The 16,226-nt window shown below is 61.4% G+C and carries 18 protein-coding genes and 1 pseudogene; 12 read left to right on the top strand and 7 right to left on the bottom strand.

All coding sequences use genetic code 11. The annotated features are described in order from the left end of the window. Positions 1-58 precede the first annotated feature (58 nt). Positions 59-439: a monovalent cation/H(+) antiporter subunit G gene (gene mnhG / locus AC1DWF_RS22670; RefSeq protein ID WP_476782992.1), complete on the top strand. Its 381-nt coding sequence runs from the start codon at positions 59-61 to the stop codon at positions 437-439. 259 nt (positions 440-698) lie between these two features. Further along, positions 699-1,124, top strand: a complete 426-nt coding sequence (locus AC1DWF_RS22665) for a Ros/MucR family transcriptional regulator (RefSeq protein WP_476787493.1) — start codon at positions 699-701, stop codon at positions 1,122-1,124. A gap of 18 nt (positions 1,125-1,142) precedes the next feature. Here AC1DWF_RS22665 and AC1DWF_RS22660 read toward each other — a convergent pair whose 3' ends face one another. Continuing rightward, on the bottom strand, positions 1,143-1,358 hold the full coding sequence (locus AC1DWF_RS22660; RefSeq protein ID WP_476782538.1) for a hypothetical protein: 216 nt from the start codon (positions 1,356-1,358) through the stop codon (positions 1,143-1,145). A gap of 356 nt (positions 1,359-1,714) precedes the next feature. Here AC1DWF_RS22660 and AC1DWF_RS22655 point away from each other — a divergent pair, with 356 nt between their 5' ends. Together AC1DWF_RS22655 and AC1DWF_RS22650 are read left to right on the top strand one after the other, a co-directional pair. Beyond that, positions 1,715-2,137 (top strand): helix-turn-helix domain-containing protein, encoded by a 423-nt coding sequence (locus tag AC1DWF_RS22655; protein WP_476782537.1) that lies wholly within the window; start codon positions 1,715-1,717, stop codon positions 2,135-2,137. Between the two features lies 1 nt (position 2,138). Next, positions 2,139-2,945: a DUF6456 domain-containing protein gene (locus AC1DWF_RS22650; RefSeq protein ID WP_476782536.1), complete on the top strand. Its 807-nt coding sequence runs from the start codon at positions 2,139-2,141 to the stop codon at positions 2,943-2,945. Between the two features lie 6 nt (positions 2,946-2,951). Here the strand turns inward: AC1DWF_RS22650 and AC1DWF_RS22645 are convergent, their stop codons facing one another. Together AC1DWF_RS22645 and AC1DWF_RS22640 are read right to left on the bottom strand one after the other, a co-directional pair. Beyond that, positions 2,952-3,380, bottom strand: coding sequence for a SufE family protein (locus AC1DWF_RS22645; protein ID WP_476782535.1), 429 nt, complete (start codon positions 3,378-3,380; stop codon positions 2,952-2,954). A 110-nt stretch (positions 3,381-3,490) separates the two neighbouring features. Next, on the bottom strand, positions 3,491-3,835 hold the full coding sequence (locus AC1DWF_RS22640) for a DUF5330 domain-containing protein (protein WP_476782534.1): 345 nt from the start codon (positions 3,833-3,835) through the stop codon (positions 3,491-3,493). Between the two features lie 453 nt (positions 3,836-4,288). Here AC1DWF_RS22640 and AC1DWF_RS22635 point away from each other — a divergent pair, with 453 nt between their 5' ends. The 3 genes from AC1DWF_RS22635 to AC1DWF_RS22625 all read left to right on the top strand — a co-directional run bounded on the left by AC1DWF_RS22635 (position 4,289) and on the right by AC1DWF_RS22625 (position 7,275). Then, complete coding sequence (locus AC1DWF_RS22635; RefSeq protein ID WP_476787492.1) at positions 4,289-6,064, top strand: sensor histidine kinase; 1,776 nt, start codon at positions 4,289-4,291, stop codon at positions 6,062-6,064. Beyond that, a complete protein-coding gene (locus AC1DWF_RS22630; protein WP_476782532.1) occupies positions 6,039-6,842 on the top strand; it encodes a peptidoglycan-binding domain-containing protein in 804 nt (267 codons plus the stop codon). The genes AC1DWF_RS22635 and AC1DWF_RS22630 overlap by 26 nt, the downstream gene beginning before the upstream one ends. 85 nt (positions 6,843-6,927) lie before the next feature. Continuing rightward, positions 6,928-7,275 carry a DUF1491 family protein gene (locus tag AC1DWF_RS22625; RefSeq protein WP_476782531.1) on the top strand — a complete coding sequence of 116 codons (348 nt, stop codon included), beginning with the start codon at positions 6,928-6,930 and terminating at the stop codon, positions 7,273-7,275. On the opposite strand, the gene AC1DWF_RS22620 is transcribed toward AC1DWF_RS22625, so the two are convergent. The 4 genes from AC1DWF_RS22620 to AC1DWF_RS22605 all read right to left on the bottom strand — a co-directional run bounded on the left by AC1DWF_RS22620 (position 7,262) and on the right by AC1DWF_RS22605 (position 12,306). Further along, positions 7,262-8,263 (bottom strand): DUF2336 domain-containing protein, encoded by a 1,002-nt coding sequence (locus AC1DWF_RS22620; RefSeq protein WP_476787491.1) that lies wholly within the window; start codon positions 8,261-8,263, stop codon positions 7,262-7,264. The two genes, AC1DWF_RS22625 and AC1DWF_RS22620, sit on opposite strands and share 14 nt — an antisense overlap. A 654-nt stretch (positions 8,264-8,917) precedes the next feature. Then, the gene (locus AC1DWF_RS22615; protein ID WP_476782529.1) at positions 8,918-9,460 is read right to left on the bottom strand and encodes a DUF1254 domain-containing protein; all 543 of its coding nucleotides are present in this window, start codon (positions 9,458-9,460) and stop codon (positions 8,918-8,920) included. Next, positions 9,453-10,037, bottom strand: a complete 585-nt coding sequence (locus AC1DWF_RS22610; protein ID WP_476782528.1) for a DUF1214 domain-containing protein — start codon at positions 10,035-10,037, stop codon at positions 9,453-9,455. Before AC1DWF_RS22610 ends, AC1DWF_RS22615 begins: the two co-directional genes overlap by 8 nt. 112 nt (positions 10,038-10,149) lie before the next feature. Then, positions 10,150-12,306, bottom strand: coding sequence for a transglycosylase domain-containing protein (locus tag AC1DWF_RS22605; RefSeq protein WP_476842079.1), 2,157 nt, complete (start codon positions 12,304-12,306; stop codon positions 10,150-10,152). Between the two features lie 281 nt (positions 12,307-12,587). Here AC1DWF_RS22605 and AC1DWF_RS22600 point away from each other — a divergent pair, with 281 nt between their 5' ends. The 5 genes and pseudogenes from AC1DWF_RS22600 to AC1DWF_RS22580 form a co-directional block, all read left to right on the top strand. After that, a complete protein-coding gene (locus tag AC1DWF_RS22600; protein ID WP_476782526.1) occupies positions 12,588-13,043 on the top strand; it encodes a hypothetical protein in 456 nt (151 codons plus the stop codon). Then, positions 12,997-14,277 (top strand): annotated as a pseudogene (locus AC1DWF_RS22595) (DNA-packaging protein). Before AC1DWF_RS22600 ends, AC1DWF_RS22595 begins: the two are co-directional and overlap by 47 nt. 12 nt (positions 14,278-14,289) lie before the next feature. Further along, positions 14,290-15,465 carry a phage portal protein gene (locus AC1DWF_RS22590; RefSeq protein ID WP_476782525.1) on the top strand — a complete coding sequence of 392 codons (1,176 nt, stop codon included), beginning with the start codon at positions 14,290-14,292 and terminating at the stop codon, positions 15,463-15,465. A gap of 28 nt (positions 15,466-15,493) precedes the next feature. Beyond that, positions 15,494-15,850 carry a DUF6107 family protein gene (locus AC1DWF_RS22585; protein ID WP_476782524.1) on the top strand — a complete coding sequence of 119 codons (357 nt, stop codon included), beginning with the start codon at positions 15,494-15,496 and terminating at the stop codon, positions 15,848-15,850. Beyond that, positions 15,840-16,226: HK97 family phage prohead protease (locus AC1DWF_RS22580; RefSeq protein ID WP_476842078.1), on the top strand; the 387-nt coding region annotated here is incomplete at its 3' end. The genes AC1DWF_RS22585 and AC1DWF_RS22580, both read left to right, overlap by 11 nt.

Here is a 16,226-nt window from a genome sequence, read left to right as displayed (position 1 = left end):
GTTTTGTCATGAGCGGCGGTGTCGATGCCAAGGAAGACGAAGCCGAAGAGGAGCGGCCATGATCAACGGTGTTGGTGATTATCTTGCCGGAACTCTTATCGTGGTTGGCGCGTTGTTTGCCCTGACTGCATCCATAGGTTTGTTACGCCTTCCTGACATCTACACACGTATGCATGCAGCCTCGAAGGCCGGAACTGTGGGTTCCTGTCTGATGTTGATCGCACTTGGAGTACATATTGGCGAATTCGCGACAGCACTTCGCGTGCTGGCGGGGGTTGTGTTCTTTCTGCTGACAGCGCCGATTTCTGCTCATTTGCTTGCCAAGGCGGCATATGCTGCCGGATATCGCATGTGGCCGGGCTCGGTAAGCGACGATCTGGCGGAAACTGTCGATCCGTCAAAGAAGAACGATCATATGGTAACTGATCGCTCACAATGACCATCGGTCAGAACTTTCAGAGTTGCGCAACTTGATCTGACTTAATGGCATTGCCCTATCAAAAACGTTCATTTGTTAGAGAAGTGTTGAACTCATTGTTCTTGTATCGCAAAGAATAGTGAATTGACTTGTTATAGAGACAGGCTCATTAAAGTGATGGAACGCGAGTCGCAGTGGCAAATTGCGATACAAGAACGCGCCGCATCCCGGTCGAGATATCGGGCAAAAAAACATCCAGTCACATTGGGGCCTGAAGCATATGGATACTTCCGAAACGCCTGCAGCTAGCAACGACACACTGATTGAACTGACCGCCGATGTGGTGGCAGCTTACGTCAGCAACAATCCGGTCCCGGTGGGAGAGCTTCCGGGGCTGATCGCCGATGTCCACGCAGCCCTGGGCCGCGTTGGCAACGTCGCCGAGACACCGCCGGCGGACAAGCAGAAACCAGCCGTCAATCCCAAGCGCTCGGTGCACGACGACTACATCATCTGCCTTGAAGATGGTAAAAAGTTCAAATCCCTCAAGCGTCACCTGATGACGCACTACAATTTGACGCCAGACCAGTATCGCGAGAAGTGGGGCCTTGATGCCAGCTATCCGATGGTGGCACCCAACTACGCGGCTGCGCGCTCGCAGCTCGCCAAGAAGATGGGCCTGGGACGCAAGCGCAAGGCCAAGTAACGGCACTTCGAAATACATTCAGCCTGCGGCGCCTTCGGGCGCCGCTTTGCGTTTTGGCCGGTTTCGGCGCGGCCGGAGCGACAAGCGTCCCGGCCCATTGGGAAACACGCCCTTCAGCCGGTCTCGTACTTGCTTGAGCGCGATGTGGCGGTTGAGATCGTAGCTCCAATGGCGATTGACGCCTCTGAGCCGCTCGCGCTCGATCGCGCGCTCGAGACGCTTGAGTAGCGCCAATGTCGGTGTTGGCTCTCCGGACAATGCATTCGAAAGCTCGATCCCGCAGCAAAGCTGCAAGGAAGCTCTTTGCCTGGCATCTGTGAATTCAGTGAGCTTGTCTCTCTTGAAAGCTGCAATTTCACCTGAAAAATCCCGCATCGCGACCTGCCTGCTGTGACTCTGATCAGGCAATCATGCGGGCGGTTTTCAGGGTGGGGAGAAACTGCAGCGAAACTTTAGCGAAGAAAAATAAAAATTCGAATGATTCCAATGTGTTGAATTTTTGATCCCCTTCTCCGTGTTCATTTTTTGTTCACACCCTGCCGGGTCACGGTATAAGAACTTATTCCTATCTTTGGTGGGGGACGAGTTTGGTGGGATCCACATCGGCACTATTGGTGAAGCGGCAGAACGAGGCGCGCGAAGCTGCGGCGAGGGACGAGCGCTCGTCGCTCGAGCTCCTTGCCGAAATGCGTCGCGACGAGGTGGTCGAGCGCTGCGATGCGATGATCGATCTGATGGCCGCGCTATTTGGCGTTCCGAGCAAGGAACTGCGCCGGCTTGGCCGAACGGGCAACGACATCAGCCGTCTCCGGCAGATTGCGATGTATGTCGCCCATGTCGTGTTCCGCTTTACCATGAGCGAGGTTGGCCGGGGTTTCGGACGCGACCGCACGACGGTGCTTTATGCCTGCCATACCGTCGAAGATCTGCGCGACGATGCCGACTTCGACCGGATCGTGGCCCTTGCAGAGCGGGTGGCGATCGCGGCGTTTCGCGACAGGCTGGAGCGCTGACATGAGCAATGATCTGGTTGATGAAAAGCTGCGGAAGCGCGTGCTCACGCTTTTGGCCAAGGGCTCCGCCGAGTGCGAGCCTGCCGCAGGCGGCGGCAAGGTGTTGCTCGAAAATGACAGGGCCGAGCGGATCGCCGTCGACGCAAATGTTCTCGCGGCACTTGCCCGCGAGGGCCTTGTTAGCCGCCGTTCCCGAACGGTGCAGCTGTCGCCGGAAGGCAGGGCGGCTGCTCGGCGCCAGGCGAGAGCGGCCGACCCATTCCAAGGGCAGCACCGCGAGCTGGAAACGATCATTGTCGATACCGTGGCGGGGCAGCATGCGGCTCTGATCAACCTGTCGGAATCGCCGCTGAGCCAACTCGTCCGGCGCAAGACCAAGGCGGGCGAGCCGTTTCTGAGCCGGAGCGAATTTGCAGCCGGCGAACGGTTGCGCTCCGACTACACGCGCGGCCAGATCATGCCGCGCATGGGCGCAAATTGGGTGGCGAGTGTGTCGTCAGGCAAGCGCGGTGCTGGCGGCGGGCTGGTCGATCTGACCGACGCGGCCCTTGCTGCGCGCCAGCGGGTCGACATGGCGATCGATGCTGTTGGGCCGGAGCTTTCAGGCGTGCTGATCGACGTCTGCTGTTTTCTCAAGGGCCTGGAGTTGGTGGAGGCAGAGCGTTGCTGGCCGGTGCGCTCGGCGAAGATCGTGCTCAAATCGGCACTCGGGGTGTTGGCGCGCCACTATAATCCGGGCGCCGGCATGAATCGCGGGCGCAAGGTCCTGCATTGGGGAGCGGAAGATTATCGCCCGAAACTGGGCTGAGGTGGCTCAGGCGATCTGGCGCTGTGCTGCCTCGGCGTCGCGTTTGATGCGCTTGACCATCGAGCGCAGGCCGTTGGCACGCTGCGGCGACAGGTGTTCGTTGAGGCCAAGTGTCTTCAGGGTCGCTTCGGCGTCGATAGCCATGATCTCACTGGCACGATGACCGGAAAACAGCGCGAGCATGATGGCAACCAGCCCACGCACGATATGGGCATCGGAATAGCCCTCGAACCGGATGACCGGATCGGCTCCGTCGCCCTGATGGGTCACCAGCCAGACCTGGCTGACGCAGCCCTGTACCTTGTTGGCATCGGTTTGAGCGCTCTCGGGGAAAGGTGGAAGCGCTTCGCCGAGCTCGATGACATAGCGATAGCGGTCCTCCCACTCGTCCAGGAATGTGAAGTCGTCGCGGATGGTGTCGATCGAGGTCGTCATGATGCTTTGGATATAGTGGCAGCGCGGCCGCCCGTCACGAAAAAAGAAAAGTACCTGAGATGCCGGAGGCGGGCGACCTACGGTGGCCGTAAGCATCGGCCAAATGGAGTTTAGTTTGTAGGAGCAGGGGCTTTGATGGCCGGTTCGTCGTCCGTTGCCGGCACGCTGCCTGTCTGGGTGGCGGTGTCGGGTTGTCCAAACTGCTGGTCGAGCGCCTCATAGGCGATGCGGGCGCTTTCGCGTGCCCTGACACCGATGGTCTGCATTGCTGCCTTGCCCGTCTCGCAAACCTCGGGCTTGCGCTCGCAGATGCCGGCGATGTCACCGACGGCCTCGCGCGCGGCAAAGATCGCCTGCAGCGGGCTCACGCTGTTTTCGCCATTGGGGCCGGTGCCGAGCGGCAGCAGCAGCAGGACGAGCGAGAACCAGAATGCGGTTCTGATGAGAAAGCCCATGGGATGCCTCTTGTGGTCTGGCGGGCCGGTTTGTCTCCAGCTGCCATGCAATTTGTTGGGTCGACAATGGCATGAAGGAGCAAAGGAGCGCTTGCTGCGAAAGGTGGTATTTTGCGAAGGCTTTTCACCAAAGTTTAACGGACTGGCCCAGCTTGCGGGCGCGTTCGTGCAGGCAATCTCTCATACGACTCCTAAGCAATTGATTTAAATTGCGAAATTTCGTGAGGGCGAGTCCTGGCCAGATTCGCGGACCCCAAGTCGGCAAATAACCCTCCGTTTACCATGGCGACAACTGTTCTCGAATGTCGGCGTTGTGATCCCGATATTCGCCATGCGGCCGGGTTTCGGTCGCCCTGCTTTATTCCTTCATTAAAGGCTCGGTGCGAGTTTGGGGACAACCACAAAAGAGCCCGCAAGCGAGCCACGGAAGAGTGCGTAGCGTTGAGTTTTGTCATGACCAGATACGGTGAGTTTTCCGGTGCGGTGGCCGCCGGCTGCGACCGGTTGGTCCATCCGTCGATCGATGGCTCCGTGCGGTCGCAGCAACGCCGCCTTGTCGGCTTGTTGCTGGCGGCTCCCTTTCTCGTTGCCGGGGCGGGCGTGGTTCTGGTTTCGGCCAAGCTCGGCGCAGCATCCACCTTTGCCGTCATTTTCGCCGCCTTCAGCCTGAGTTGGCTTGCAGCGCTCCTGGTTGCCGCCACGGGCAAGGCCACTCAGATTGGCATGGCATCGCTGGTTGCCGGAATAGCCGCAATCGCAGCTATCATAGCTGCTGCGGGTGGGGTGACCTCGCCGGCTACGTTGCTGGTTGCTTCGCTGCCGCTCGAAGCGCTGTGGGTCTGGCGCACACGCAAGGCGGCAATGTTTGGCGCAGTCGCGGCCGTTGCTGCTCTGCTGTCACAAGGTTTTCTTGGCTCGATGCCATTTGCCGAAGGTGCTGCGGTGTCGGCCTGGCACTGGCTGCTGCCCGTAGCCTGGCTCGCAACCTTTGCAGTTCGTGCCAGTGCGTTTCTGGATCGTCGTGTCGAGCACGATGTCGCTCCGACCAATGCGTTGGAAAGTGTGCTCAAGGCAGTGGTACTGCGCGTTGCGCATAATGGCGACGTGACCGATGTCTCCGACCAGGCGCGGACCATGCTGCGGCTGCAGCCTGAGCTTTTGCTGGGCAGCGCACTTTTCGACCGAATCCATGTTGCCGATCGTGTTGGCTATCTCTGTGCACTGGCCGACATGCGCGACGGCGCCGAACTGCGTCAGGTCGAACTGCGCCTGCGCCTGCCAAGGCAGAACGAAAGCGACGCCGGCGACAATTTCCGGCCGTTTGCGCTTGAGATGATGAAGGGCGAAGGCCAATCGTTTGTTGTGATCATCCGCGACAACGACACGGTTGCCGACCTGCGCGACGAACTGGCCAAGGCAGCTGATGCGGTGAAGAGCGCGGAGCTTGCCAAGAGCAATTTCCTCGCCGCCGTGAGCCACGAGCTGCGGACGCCGCTGAACGCGATCATCGGATTCTCCGACATGCTGCTGCACGAGATGTTCGGCGGCTTCCAGGAGCCGCGCCAGAAGGAATATGTCGGCATCGTCCGTGATTCCGGCCAGCACCTGCTTGAAGTCGTGAACTCGATCCTCGATGTCACCAAGATCGAGTCGGGCTGCTATGCGATCAATCCGGAGCCATTCAGGTTCCGCGAGGCCGTCGACATGTGCGCCTCGATGCTGGCGCTGCAGGCTGAGGCGAAAGCGCTCGACCTGGCTATCGAAGTGGCTGCCGGTACGGGCGAGGTCAAGGCCGACCGGCGCGCGGTGCAGCAGATCCTGATCAACCTGGTGTCCAATGCGCTGAAATTCACGCCCGAGGGCGGCAGGGTCGAGATCGGCGCCAAGCGGCTTGGCTCGCGCCTGCATTTCTGGGTGTCTGATACCGGCATCGGCATCGCCCAGGAGGATTTGCCACGGTTGGGCACGCCCTTCATGCAGGTCCAGAACGACTACACCCGCCGCTTCGAAGGCACGGGCCTGGGGCTTTCGCTGGTCAAGGGACTGGTCGCATTGCACGACGGCACGATGTCGATCGAGAGCGCGCCGGGCGAGGGAACCACTGTTACCATCAGCCTGCCGATCGAAGGCCCGGCCTTCCGCCCCGAGCCGACGAAGGGCGAAGTGATGCGGCTGCCTGCGAGCAGGAACAAGGAGATGCGCAATGGCTCGCTCCGCAAAGCAAGCTAGGAAGCAGGTCGTCGTCGATGACCGCAGCCCCCTGCAAGAGGGTGCACTGGCGCTTGGCGGACTGATCGCGCGCAATCCTATCCTTGTCGGCGGCTCGACAGCCTTTCTGGTGGCGCTGTTTTACGTCTCGGCTAACGCGCTGTGGTACCAGCCCTATGCCCACAAAGGCGCGTTCTTCTCGACCCGCGAAGCGGCTGAATTTCCGGATATGAAAGAGAATGCGCCGGAGACCACGATCAAGATCGAGCGACCGCAGGCTGAAGTTGTTCGGCCGCAAGGCGATCCGCGGATCGAACAGGTCCAGAGCATCCTGAAAGACTTGGCTTTTTACGACGGCACGGTTGACGGGCTCAACGGACCTGCCACGCGCATCGCCATCCAGGCCTATCAAAAGAAAGTCGGCCTGGCCGCTACCGGCGAGATCGATCCTTCGCTGCTCGAACAACTCGGCGCTGCTGAAACGACCGCGGGCATAGCTCCCAAGCCGACACCACGCGTGCAGGCAACACCAGCTCCTACGCCGGCGCCGCGTGTCGAAGCAACTCCGCTACCCGCTCGTACCGAACCGACGAGTGAGGCAGGCGTCAGCGCCCGGATCATGAAGATCCAGGCTGGGCTGAAGGCCTTCGGCAATGACGGCATCGAGATCGATGGCGTTCCTGGCGGCAGGACCAAGGCGGCAATCCGCGAGTTCCAGTCCTTGTTCGGCCTGCCGCAAACGGGCGAGCCTGACCCGGCGGTCTACGTCAAGATGCGCGAGATCGGCCTGACCAACTGACGGAAGGACCCGGGCCGAATGGCCTGTGCGTCTTGCCTGTAGGCCGCTATAGAGGCCGGATCGAATTTGCGATTGGGCCGGACAGATGCGCTTAACCACGGATTTTTGGGTATCGGCCCTTTTGCGGCGGGTCTTCGGCGAAGGGGGCTTTGGTGCCATTCTCAACCGGGGCGCGCTGGAGGCAGGCGCGGTCTTCATTTTGACTCGCGATCGTTTTGGCCGCTCGAACCTTTATGGGCCGGCACCCCAGACGAGCTACGACATGGCGCGGCCAGACGAACGCCAGTTCTCCCTGCTTGAAAGCGATGATGACGGCACCGCAATCGACAAGCGGCTTGAGCGCGAGCGTCGCTTCGATCCTGATATCTGGGTGGTGGAAATCGAACCTGGCAAGACCGAGATCAAGGATCTGGTTTCGCTTACGACGCCCTGAGGGACCCGTCAGCCTTCGGTTGTGGCCGAAGACGTTCGGCGTTGCTGCGGATGCGGGCGCCGACGGAGGCTGCCTTCCAGTCGCGCACGCGATCAAGCGCTACATCGCGATGCAGCAGGCGGTAGCGTTCAAGAAACAGCCTGATGGCCTCGGCATGGGCAAACTGGCCCGGGAAGGTCGTGGCGGCGAGGAGGAACGCCTGTTCTTCCGGCAAATCCAGTGCCTTGAGCGCGTCGATGAGCGAGGAGTAGCCGGACTTTTCGGTGATCGAACGGGCCGTCTGGAAATCGATTTCCAGCGCATCCGCAAGGGCTGTCTGGAAGAACGCGCTATTGCCTGTAAGGGCGGTTGTCTTGAGCTTGTCGTAAGCGCTTGCGTGGGGCAAACCCTCGCTCGATCCAGACTGATGTGGGTAATTGGGCGCCATCATCGAGCGCAGCCGGCGACGGACACTTTCGGCGAGTTGGCCGGGACCGGGGGCGCTGGACACATCTGGTGCCGAGGTGAGGGCCGGACTGCTTTCGGTAGCTGCCGGTATCTGTTCCTGTGCGGTGGTTTCGGGGTGAACCAAGCGCGGGCGTTCGAGCACCCTGATCAGGTCGGCGATGGTCGTGTTGAGATTTGGGCGCCGGGCGATCGCGCGCGCATGCGGCAGGCCGTGGCGCCCGATCAGCGCAATAAGCGCGACATCGGACAAAACGGGGGAACGGATCAGCAGCGGTGCGGCGATATCGACGCTCTGGTCGCAAAGGCGGCGAACCAGGCCGGGCGGCGCATATTCGCTCTCGGAAAGGGCGGCCGCGACAAAACGGCGGGCTTCCACCGACACCTTGTCGAACAGCGGCAGCGTCAGATCTTCAAGTTGTGCGATTTCGCGGCGTGAGGGGCGGGGCAGGGCGCAAAACGCAGAGACGGCGGCCCGGAACAGCCGCTCGGGCTTTCCGTTTTCGCGTCCGATGGCGATTTGCCTGAAGTCCGATGCTGACACGAACGGTTACGCCTGACACAATTCGACACTGTCTCGGAAGCGGTCGGGCACTGCTGTGTCCGTCCTGGATGTCCCGAAGATGAAGATAAACTTAGCGCTGATTTGTTAGCGGACTGTTAACTTTGCCGTTAAGAAATGCGTTGATTAACAAAAGGTTACGACGTTTCTCTCTGTCTCAACCCTGGTCCGCTGGGCGAGCCTGGGACTCCGGTCAGATAGAACGATCCAAAAGAATTTTGTAGGTGAGGCCGATATTGGCGAAACGCTCACGGACCTTTCACGTCGCCTGTTTAAAAATGCGAGTGTCAAACGCATCGCACGGGAATTGATTCAAAGGCATGGCAGTAACGGACTGTTAACCTCTCTGCTGGCCTTATCGGCTTTTGGAGGCGTTGCGTGCTTACTCCGGTTGAACCGAGAGGGAATCGCCAACATGGGCAGCATTGTGTCATTCATGCCGCGTCGTGCGGCTAGCCACCGGTCCCCAAGTGCACCGGACACGACGGCATCAATCATCATCTTCCCAGGCGTGCGCTACGAGCGCATGTCGGGTTCGGCTTCGGTATCTGGCGGTCGCACGCAACGCAGTGTCGCGCCTCGTCGGAAGGATCCGCTGCCGCGGCACTGAACGCCATATCCAGACGATTTTGCGCCTTATTGGATTTCGCAGTTGATGCCGTCGAGGAAGCGGGAGACGATCGGCTTCCAGCTATCGTCGGGAACAAAGACGCGGACGACGACGATACCCTCGTCGATCGGCGTTTCCACGAAGATCGATTTTTCGAACTCCGGCGGCAATTCCTTGCGCAAGTCGATCATCTGCGCTGGGGTAAGCACGACGAAATCGAGGCTTCGGTCGGTCGCGGTGCGGTCGTTGAAGCTGTAGATGTTTTGCCCGCTACGGTCATAGACCGAGGCTGACCAGTAGGGAACCTTGCCGGCGTTATCGATGCGCACGACGCCTTCGGTGAGATCGAAGCGGCAAGCGGCTTCGTAGAACGACGGATCGAGCGACTTCACCACTGGCGCTCCACCGACGTCCTTGTCGAGGCGGACGACCTTGTTGGGACCTGCGACCATCGCAAGGCGAGACCACGCATCACGCTCGGAAAAGCTGGGCACGAGCAGCAGAATGACGATGTGGGCGATGCCTGCGCCGATCAGTCCGATGGCCAGTGTGTGAAACAGCCTACGCATTGCACTGGACCCTGACGATGCGCGGCATTTCAATGCCGGACAGGCCGGTGCTGCTGGCGATGGGGGTATCGTAAAGCGTCAGCACCAAGTTCATGGCGCCGACACCGGTAACCGCGAGCCAATTGCCTGGCTCGGGCCGTTCGCCGACCGAAATCTCGATGGAATTGTCAGGCTGGCGCAGAACTTCCAGCGAATGCAATGCCGAGTCGCGGCGCATCCCCGATTTGAGCGCCGTGTGGGCCCTGTCAGTGGCGTAGAGCGTCCAGAACCGTGCGACCGGCAGCGATCCTTCGACGCGATAATTGCATTCACTCTTCAACGTGACGCCGCTGGAGTCGCGATCTGCGACAAAACTGAGACCTTCCGCACGGCCAAGCGCGAGAACGCCGTCACGTGCCACACGCGCCTTGGAGTAGGGATCGGCATCCGGCGTGCCGATGTCGGGGAAGGCGGTCCAGGGGCCGACCGATACGGCGCCGATGCCCTCTTGCGAATTGAGCACCATGCCTACGCTTGCAGCACCACCGCCGACCGCGACGGCAAGGGCGAGAGCTATCAGGAGCGATTGTTTCAGCATGAGCCGCCGCAGGATGGAGTTGGCGGAGGAATATCCCGCCATGTGACTGGAAGGCAAGTCGGGAACGGCTGCAACCGGTGCGGGGCCTGTTGTTGGCAGGCTTCTCGCAACGTCACAGCGCCGAAAGCGTTTCGGGCTCGGGTGGCGGCTCGATGGCAGGTGCGTTGTGGAAGAAATCCGCGATGTCGCGCAGCGCGCGCGTGGTGGTGCTCGATAAGACAGGAGGACGATCGGATGTATCGGCCACCGCCGGCTGCCCCCCGTTCTTTTCGGCCTCCTTGGCCTTGGCGATCGCGGCCGGGTCGACGAATGGGTTCTTGATGCCCGGAATGGGCTTCAGGTCGATGTTCTGGTGGGCATAGACCATGAAACGCTGCCAGATCATCGCCGGTAGCGAACCGCCGGTCATCTTGTTGGTTGGCGAGAAGTCGTCGTTTCCAAGCCAGACTGCGGCCGTGTAGTTGCCGGTGTAGCCGATGTACCAGGCGTCGCGGTAGGATTGGGTGGTGCCGGTCTTGCCGGCGGACCGGATGTTGGGGAGGGCAGCCTTGCGTGCCGTGCCGACCTCGGGAATCTGCACCATGATCGAGTTCATCGACACGACTGCCTGCTCGGACAGCACGCGGTGCGGCGGCGGCGCGTCCTTGCTGTAGTCGTAAACGAGCTGGCCTGAATGGGTGACGAGCTGGGTGATGCCGTGGCGCGTGCCGACCATGCCGTCCTGCGCCAGCACGCTGTAGCCGGTCGCCTGATCCATGACGGTCAGGCCCGACGTGCCAAGCACCATGGTCTTGTGGGCGCTGACAGGAGATTCGACGCCCATCGCCTCGGTCATCGCCTTGATTGGTGGAATGGAAAGGTGATCCTTGGCAAGCCGCACCGGCACAGTGTTGATCGACTTGACCAGCGCGGTCGTCAGCGTCATGCGGCCGGAGTAGCCGCGCGTGTAGTTTTTCGGCGACCACGTGCCCCAGCTGATCGGACCGTCGGAAATGATCGAATCCGGTGTGAAGCCGTTCTCCATGGCGGTTGCGTAGACATAAGGCTTGAACGACGAGCCGGTCTGGCGCTGTGCCCTGGTGGCACGGTTGAACTGACTTGCGCCGTAGTCGCGGCCACCAACGATGGCGCGAACCGCTCCATTGGTCTCGATGACGACGACAGCGCCTTCGGTGACGTTGAATTCCTTGCCGAACTGGCGCAGGTGGAATTCGACCGACTCCTCGGCTGCCTTTTGGATGTTCATGTCGATCGTCGTGCGGGCGACCAGCGAGTGGATGCCTGACTTCGCGGCGATCTTCTTGACCTCGTCGAAGGCCCAATCGAGGAAATAGTCGGGGCTCTTGCGATCGCCGCGATCAACGATGTCGGCGGGGTGCAGCCGTGCTGACAGCACCTGGCCTTCCGTCATGAAACCCGCCTGGACAAGGTTGCTGAGCACGACGTTTGCGCGAGCGCGCGCAGCAGGAAGGTTAATGTGAGGGGCGTATTTGGTCGGCGCCTTGAACAAGCCGGCGAGCATCGCCGCCTCAGCGAGGTTGAGATCCTTGACCTGCTTGCCGAAGTAGAAATCGGCGGCCGCCGCAATACCGAATGTGCCGCCGCCCATATAGGCGCGGTCGAGGTAGAGCTGCAGGATTTCCTTCTTGGACAGGTTCGATTCGAGCCAGAGCGACAGGAACGCTTCCTTGACCTTGCGTTCGACGGTGCGCTCATTGGTGAGGAACAGGTTTTTGGCGAGCTGCTGGGTGATGCTCGAACCGCCTTGAACGACGGAATTGGCGCGCATGTTTTCCGACATGGCGCGGACCAGGCCGAAGAAATCGATGCCGTAGTGCTCGAAGAAGCGGCGGTCTTCGGTTGCCAGCACCGCCTTGATGAGGTGGTCGGGCATCTCGTCGACAGGCACCGAGTCTCGCTGGATGATGCCGCGCTGGCCGATCTCATTGCCGTAACGATCAAGGAAGGTGACGGCGAAGTCGTCCTGATTGCGCCAGTTGCCGGTAGTCTCCTGGAAAGCCGGCATGGCGAGCGCGAGCATGACGACCGAGCCGCCGGCCGCCATGGTGAATGACTCGCTCAACACCTCAATGACGCCGCGGCGCCAGCCTTTGACGCGAAAGCGGCGGAAGAAGATCGTGGCGCTTTYCCAGAACTGTTGCGCCCTGAAACGCAGTTCGTAGAGCGTGGAGTCGAGCCATGCGTCGATGGCCAGCAGGCCAGCCGCGATACGGCCTCTCTTCTTGCGTGGTTCGGTGGGATTTTCCATTCGAGACGAGCCCGGGCGTGCTGCAGCTTATACCAAAATACTTTTGCTGGCGAATTCAGGGCGCGCGTCCCTCGGCCCATGCCTGACTTGTCACCGATTTTTGCCGGTACGACAAGAGGCAGTTGGACACAGCTGGGGGATTACGAAAAATGCGCCAGTATAGGAATATATTCTTGACAACGTGACGGTGCTTTGGTAGTGTCTGGCTATCGTCAAAGATAGTGTAGCCAAACCGGCTGCACCGACAGGCAGTTTCCCAAAACATTGTTATGGAGGTTTCGTTGGTCGCGAAAGCGGACGAGCGATGGCTGGCACTGCGCGCGCTATTTGAAGGTGCGGCGGTCGATGCCGCGCTGCTATCGGCAGCGAGCGGTTATGCGGTGTCTTCGATCGACAGACGCATCCTGCGGGATGGCTGGGCGAGCCCGATTGCGGGCGATTTCGACGATCGGCTGGCGCGGCTGGCCGATTCCCTTGTCGGGCAGGTCGAAACACTTCGGCTGGAAAACGAAGGCGGTCTCGACAAGGCCCAGGTCGCCATGGTCGGCTCGATCGTCAGGACGGTCGAAAAGATCAGCGAACTGATGCGGGGAGGCGATGCAGCCAAGGTGAGCCAGACGAACAGAGATGCAGAAATGGCGGACGTGCTTGCAAGGATCGACCGACGCATCGTCGAGCTTGCTCGAGACTATGCACGAGTGCTGGGCGCGCAAGAACCTGACTGTTCGCCAAGGTGAGCTGACCGCCAAGGAGTGGTTTTGGTCAGCCCGTATTGCTCAGTATCTGCTCGAAGCAGAGCCGGCGACATGGCTGGTGGTCGGCGGACGCGGTGCGGGCAAGACGCGGCTGGGGGCCGAATGGGTCAACTCCATGGTGCGAGGGCTTTCGCCCTTTGCGAGTCGGCCGCATTCTCCAATTGCGCTGGTCGGCGAGACTTTGGCCGATGTGCGCGAGGTGATGATCGAAGGGCCGTCCGGGATCGCAACGATTTCGCGTCACGACAGGCCGCGTTTCGAACCGAGCCGCAAAAGGCTGGTCTGGGACAGTGGCGCCGTAGCGCAGATTTTTTCCTCCGAAAACCCCGACAGTCTGCGCGGGCCGCAGTTTCAGGCGGCGTGGTGCGATGAACTGGCGAAGTGGAAACATGCCGAGGCCTGTTTCGACATGCTGCAGTTCGGGCTCAGGCTTGGCGACAGGCCGAGGCAGATCATCACCACGACACCACGACCGGTGCCGCTGTTGAAGCGGCTGCTGGCCGACCCGGAGGTTGTGGTGACACGCATGCGGTCGGACGAAAACAGCGCGAACCTCGCGCCCGGCTTTCTGGGGGCGATCCGCAGTCGTTATGGCGGCAGCGTGCTGGGCCGGCAGGAACTGGACGGCGAACTGATCGAGGATCGCGACGATGCCTTGTGGTCGCGCGATATGCTCGAGGCAGCCCTGGTCGCGGAAGCGAGCGACTTGCGCCGTATCGTGGTGGCGGTCGATCCGCCGGCGAGTTCGCGGAAAACTTCTGATGCGTGCGGCATTGTTGCGGTCGGACTCGATGGCGCGGGCAGGGCGGTGGTCCTAGCCGATGCGACGGTCCAAGCGGCGAAACCGCAGGATTGGGCTGGCACGGCGGTCAGGCTGTTTCACCGCCTGGAAGCCGACAGCATTGTTGCCGAGACCAATCAGGGCGGCGAGATGGTGACGGCGGTAATCCGCACTGTCGATCCGGCGGTGCCGGTCAAGGCAGTGTGGGCGCGGCGGTCGAAATGGCTGCGCGCCGAGCCGATTGCCGCACTCTATGCACAGGGCAAAGTTCGACATGCCGGGCGCTTTTCCGCGCTTGAAGACGAGATGTGAGATTTCGGCCCGAAWGGGTTGTCGAATGGCCGTTCTCCCGATCGCGTCGATGCGCTGGTCTGGGCAATCGGCGAACTGATGCCGGACTGGTCGACCGAACCGCGAATCCGCGATTTTCTCTGAACAGGAAACGATATGGCTTTGAATTGGCCTTGGTCCTGGCGGACTGGGAGGGGCAGCACCGTGCCTGAACGCAAAAGCGGCGGGCCGACTGGCTTTGTCGCCATCCATGCGCAGGGCGAGGCGCGCTGGACGCGGCGCGATTATGCGGGACTTGCGCGCGAAGGTTTCATGCGCAACCCGATCGTGCATCGCTCGGTGCGCCTGATCTCGGAGACGGCGTCGGCCATTCCCTGGCTGTTCTATGAGGGCGCCAGCGAACTGGACGACCACGGCTTGCTGAAGCTGTTCGAGCGGCCGAATGAGCGGCAGGCCGGCGGCAGCTTCATGGAAGCGCTGTACGGGCACCTGCTGCTTTCGGGCAATGCCTATGTCGAGCTGGTCGAGGCGGGCGGTGGAGCGCGCGAGCTGCACCTGCTGCGGCCTGACAGGGTCGCTGTGGCAGCTGATGCGAGCGGTTGGCCGACGGCGCTTGAATATCGCGAGGGCAGTGCGCGCCGTCGTATCGGCCTCGGCCTGAGCGAACAGGGCGGTGCGGCGCATCTGACACTCTTCCATCCACTCGACGATCACTACGGATTCCCACCGCTCGAAGCCGCACTCATCGCGCTCGATACGCACAATGCGGCGGGGCGCTGGAACAAGGCGCTGCTCGACAACTCGGCGCGGCCCTCCGGTGCCTTGGTCTATGCACCCAAGGACGGCGGCAATCTGAGCGACGAACAGTTCGACCGGCTGAAGGCTGAACTCGAAGATGGCTATTCGGGAACGACGCGCGCCGGCCGGCCGCTGCTGCTCGAGGGCGGGCTCGACTGGAAAGCGATGGGGCTGACGCCCAAGGACATGGATTTCATCGAGGCCAAGCATTCGGCGAGCCGCGACATAGCACTCGCCTTTGGCGTGCCGCCGATGCTGCTCGGTATTCCAGGCGACAATACCTACGCGAACTATCAGGAGGCGAACCGCGCCTTCTATCGCCTGACTGTCCTGCCGCTGGTGGCCAGGACGGCGAGGGAGCTTTCGGCCTGGCTGGCGCCGGCTTTCGGCGACGGCTTGCGGCTTTGGTACGACGCCGACCAGGTCGAGGGGCTTGCCGGGGAGCGCGACGCGCTTTGGGCCAGGGTCGAAGCGGCCAACTTCCTGAGCGACGATGAAAAGCGCGAGGCCGTGGGCTACCCGCCGCGCGGCTGAACAATCCCAAATACAGGACCGAAGAGCCATGACGTACATATCCGACCCCGGCTGGCTGTGGTTGGCCAAGGGCGCGGGTGCGATTGCCGGCTCGGCGATCTCGCTCGCTTACATCCTGCCGCAAGGACGACGAGAGGCCGCTGTCCGCTTCTCGGTGGGCGTTGTTTGCGGGCTGGTGTTCGGGGGCACCGTTGGCCTGAAGATCGCCGCCGAACTCGGCATCGAAGAGCTGATCAGCCCAACCGAGATGACGATGATGGGGGCAGCGGCCGCAAGCCTTTGTGCGTGGTGGGCGCTCGGCTTCGTCATGCGCGCCTTTGAAGGCAACCGCATCGGCCGCTGGATCGACCAAAGACGCAAGAGGAGTGGCGCTCATGATGCATGAGGCAGCGACGCGGAATGGCGAACGGAAATTCGTCGACCTGGTGCTCGACGAGGTTGCTGTCGACGGCACCTTCTCGGGTTATGCCAGCCTGTTTGGGCGGATCGATCTCGGCAAGGATGTGGTTGAGCGCGGGGCGTTTGCCAAATCGCTGCGGACACGGGGTGCTGCCGGCATTCGCATGCTTTTCCAGCACGATCCCAACCAGCCGATTGGCACCTGGACGGAATTGAAGGAGGACAACCGCGGCCTGTTCGTGCGCGGCAGGCTGGCAAAAGACGTTGCCCGCGCCCGTGACGTGCATAATCTTTTGCGTGGCGGCGCGCTCGACGGCCTTTCGATTGGTTTCCGCGCCGTGAAAGCGCGCAAGGAGCAGGCA

Source organism: Aminobacter sp. P4_D5, assembly GCF_056401815.1.
This window is presented reverse-complemented; position numbering and strand designations above follow the sequence as displayed.

Bases quoted from the DNA above. Each gene is read 5' to 3' on its own strand.
- mnhG (WP_476782992.1), top strand. From the start codon at position 59: ATGATCAACGGTGTTGGTGATTATCTTGCCGGAACTCTTATCGTGGTT.
- AC1DWF_RS22665 (WP_476787493.1), top strand. From the start codon at position 699: ATGGATACTTCCGAAACGCCTGCAGCTAGCAACGACACACTGATTGAA.
- AC1DWF_RS22650 (WP_476782536.1), top strand. From the start codon at position 2,139: ATGAGCAATGATCTGGTTGATGAAAAGCTGCGGAAGCGCGTGCTCACG.
- AC1DWF_RS22645 (WP_476782535.1), bottom strand. From the start codon at position 3,380: ATGACGACCTCGATCGACACCATCCGCGACGACTTCACATTCCTGGAC.
- AC1DWF_RS22640 (WP_476782534.1), bottom strand. From the start codon at position 3,835: ATGGGCTTTCTCATCAGAACCGCATTCTGGTTCTCGCTCGTCCTGCTG.
- AC1DWF_RS22635 (WP_476787492.1), top strand. From the start codon at position 4,289: ATGACCAGATACGGTGAGTTTTCCGGTGCGGTGGCCGCCGGCTGCGAC.
- AC1DWF_RS22630 (WP_476782532.1), top strand. From the start codon at position 6,039: ATGGCTCGCTCCGCAAAGCAAGCTAGGAAGCAGGTCGTCGTCGATGAC.
- AC1DWF_RS22625 (WP_476782531.1), top strand. From the start codon at position 6,928: ATGCGCTTAACCACGGATTTTTGGGTATCGGCCCTTTTGCGGCGGGTC.
- AC1DWF_RS22615 (WP_476782529.1), bottom strand. From the start codon at position 9,460: ATGCGTAGGCTGTTTCACACACTGGCCATCGGACTGATCGGCGCAGGC.
- AC1DWF_RS22610 (WP_476782528.1), bottom strand. From the start codon at position 10,037: ATGCTGAAACAATCGCTCCTGATAGCTCTCGCCCTTGCCGTCGCGGTC.
- AC1DWF_RS22590 (WP_476782525.1), top strand. From the start codon at position 14,290: ATGGCTTTGAATTGGCCTTGGTCCTGGCGGACTGGGAGGGGCAGCACC.
- AC1DWF_RS22585 (WP_476782524.1), top strand. From the start codon at position 15,494: ATGACGTACATATCCGACCCCGGCTGGCTGTGGTTGGCCAAGGGCGCG.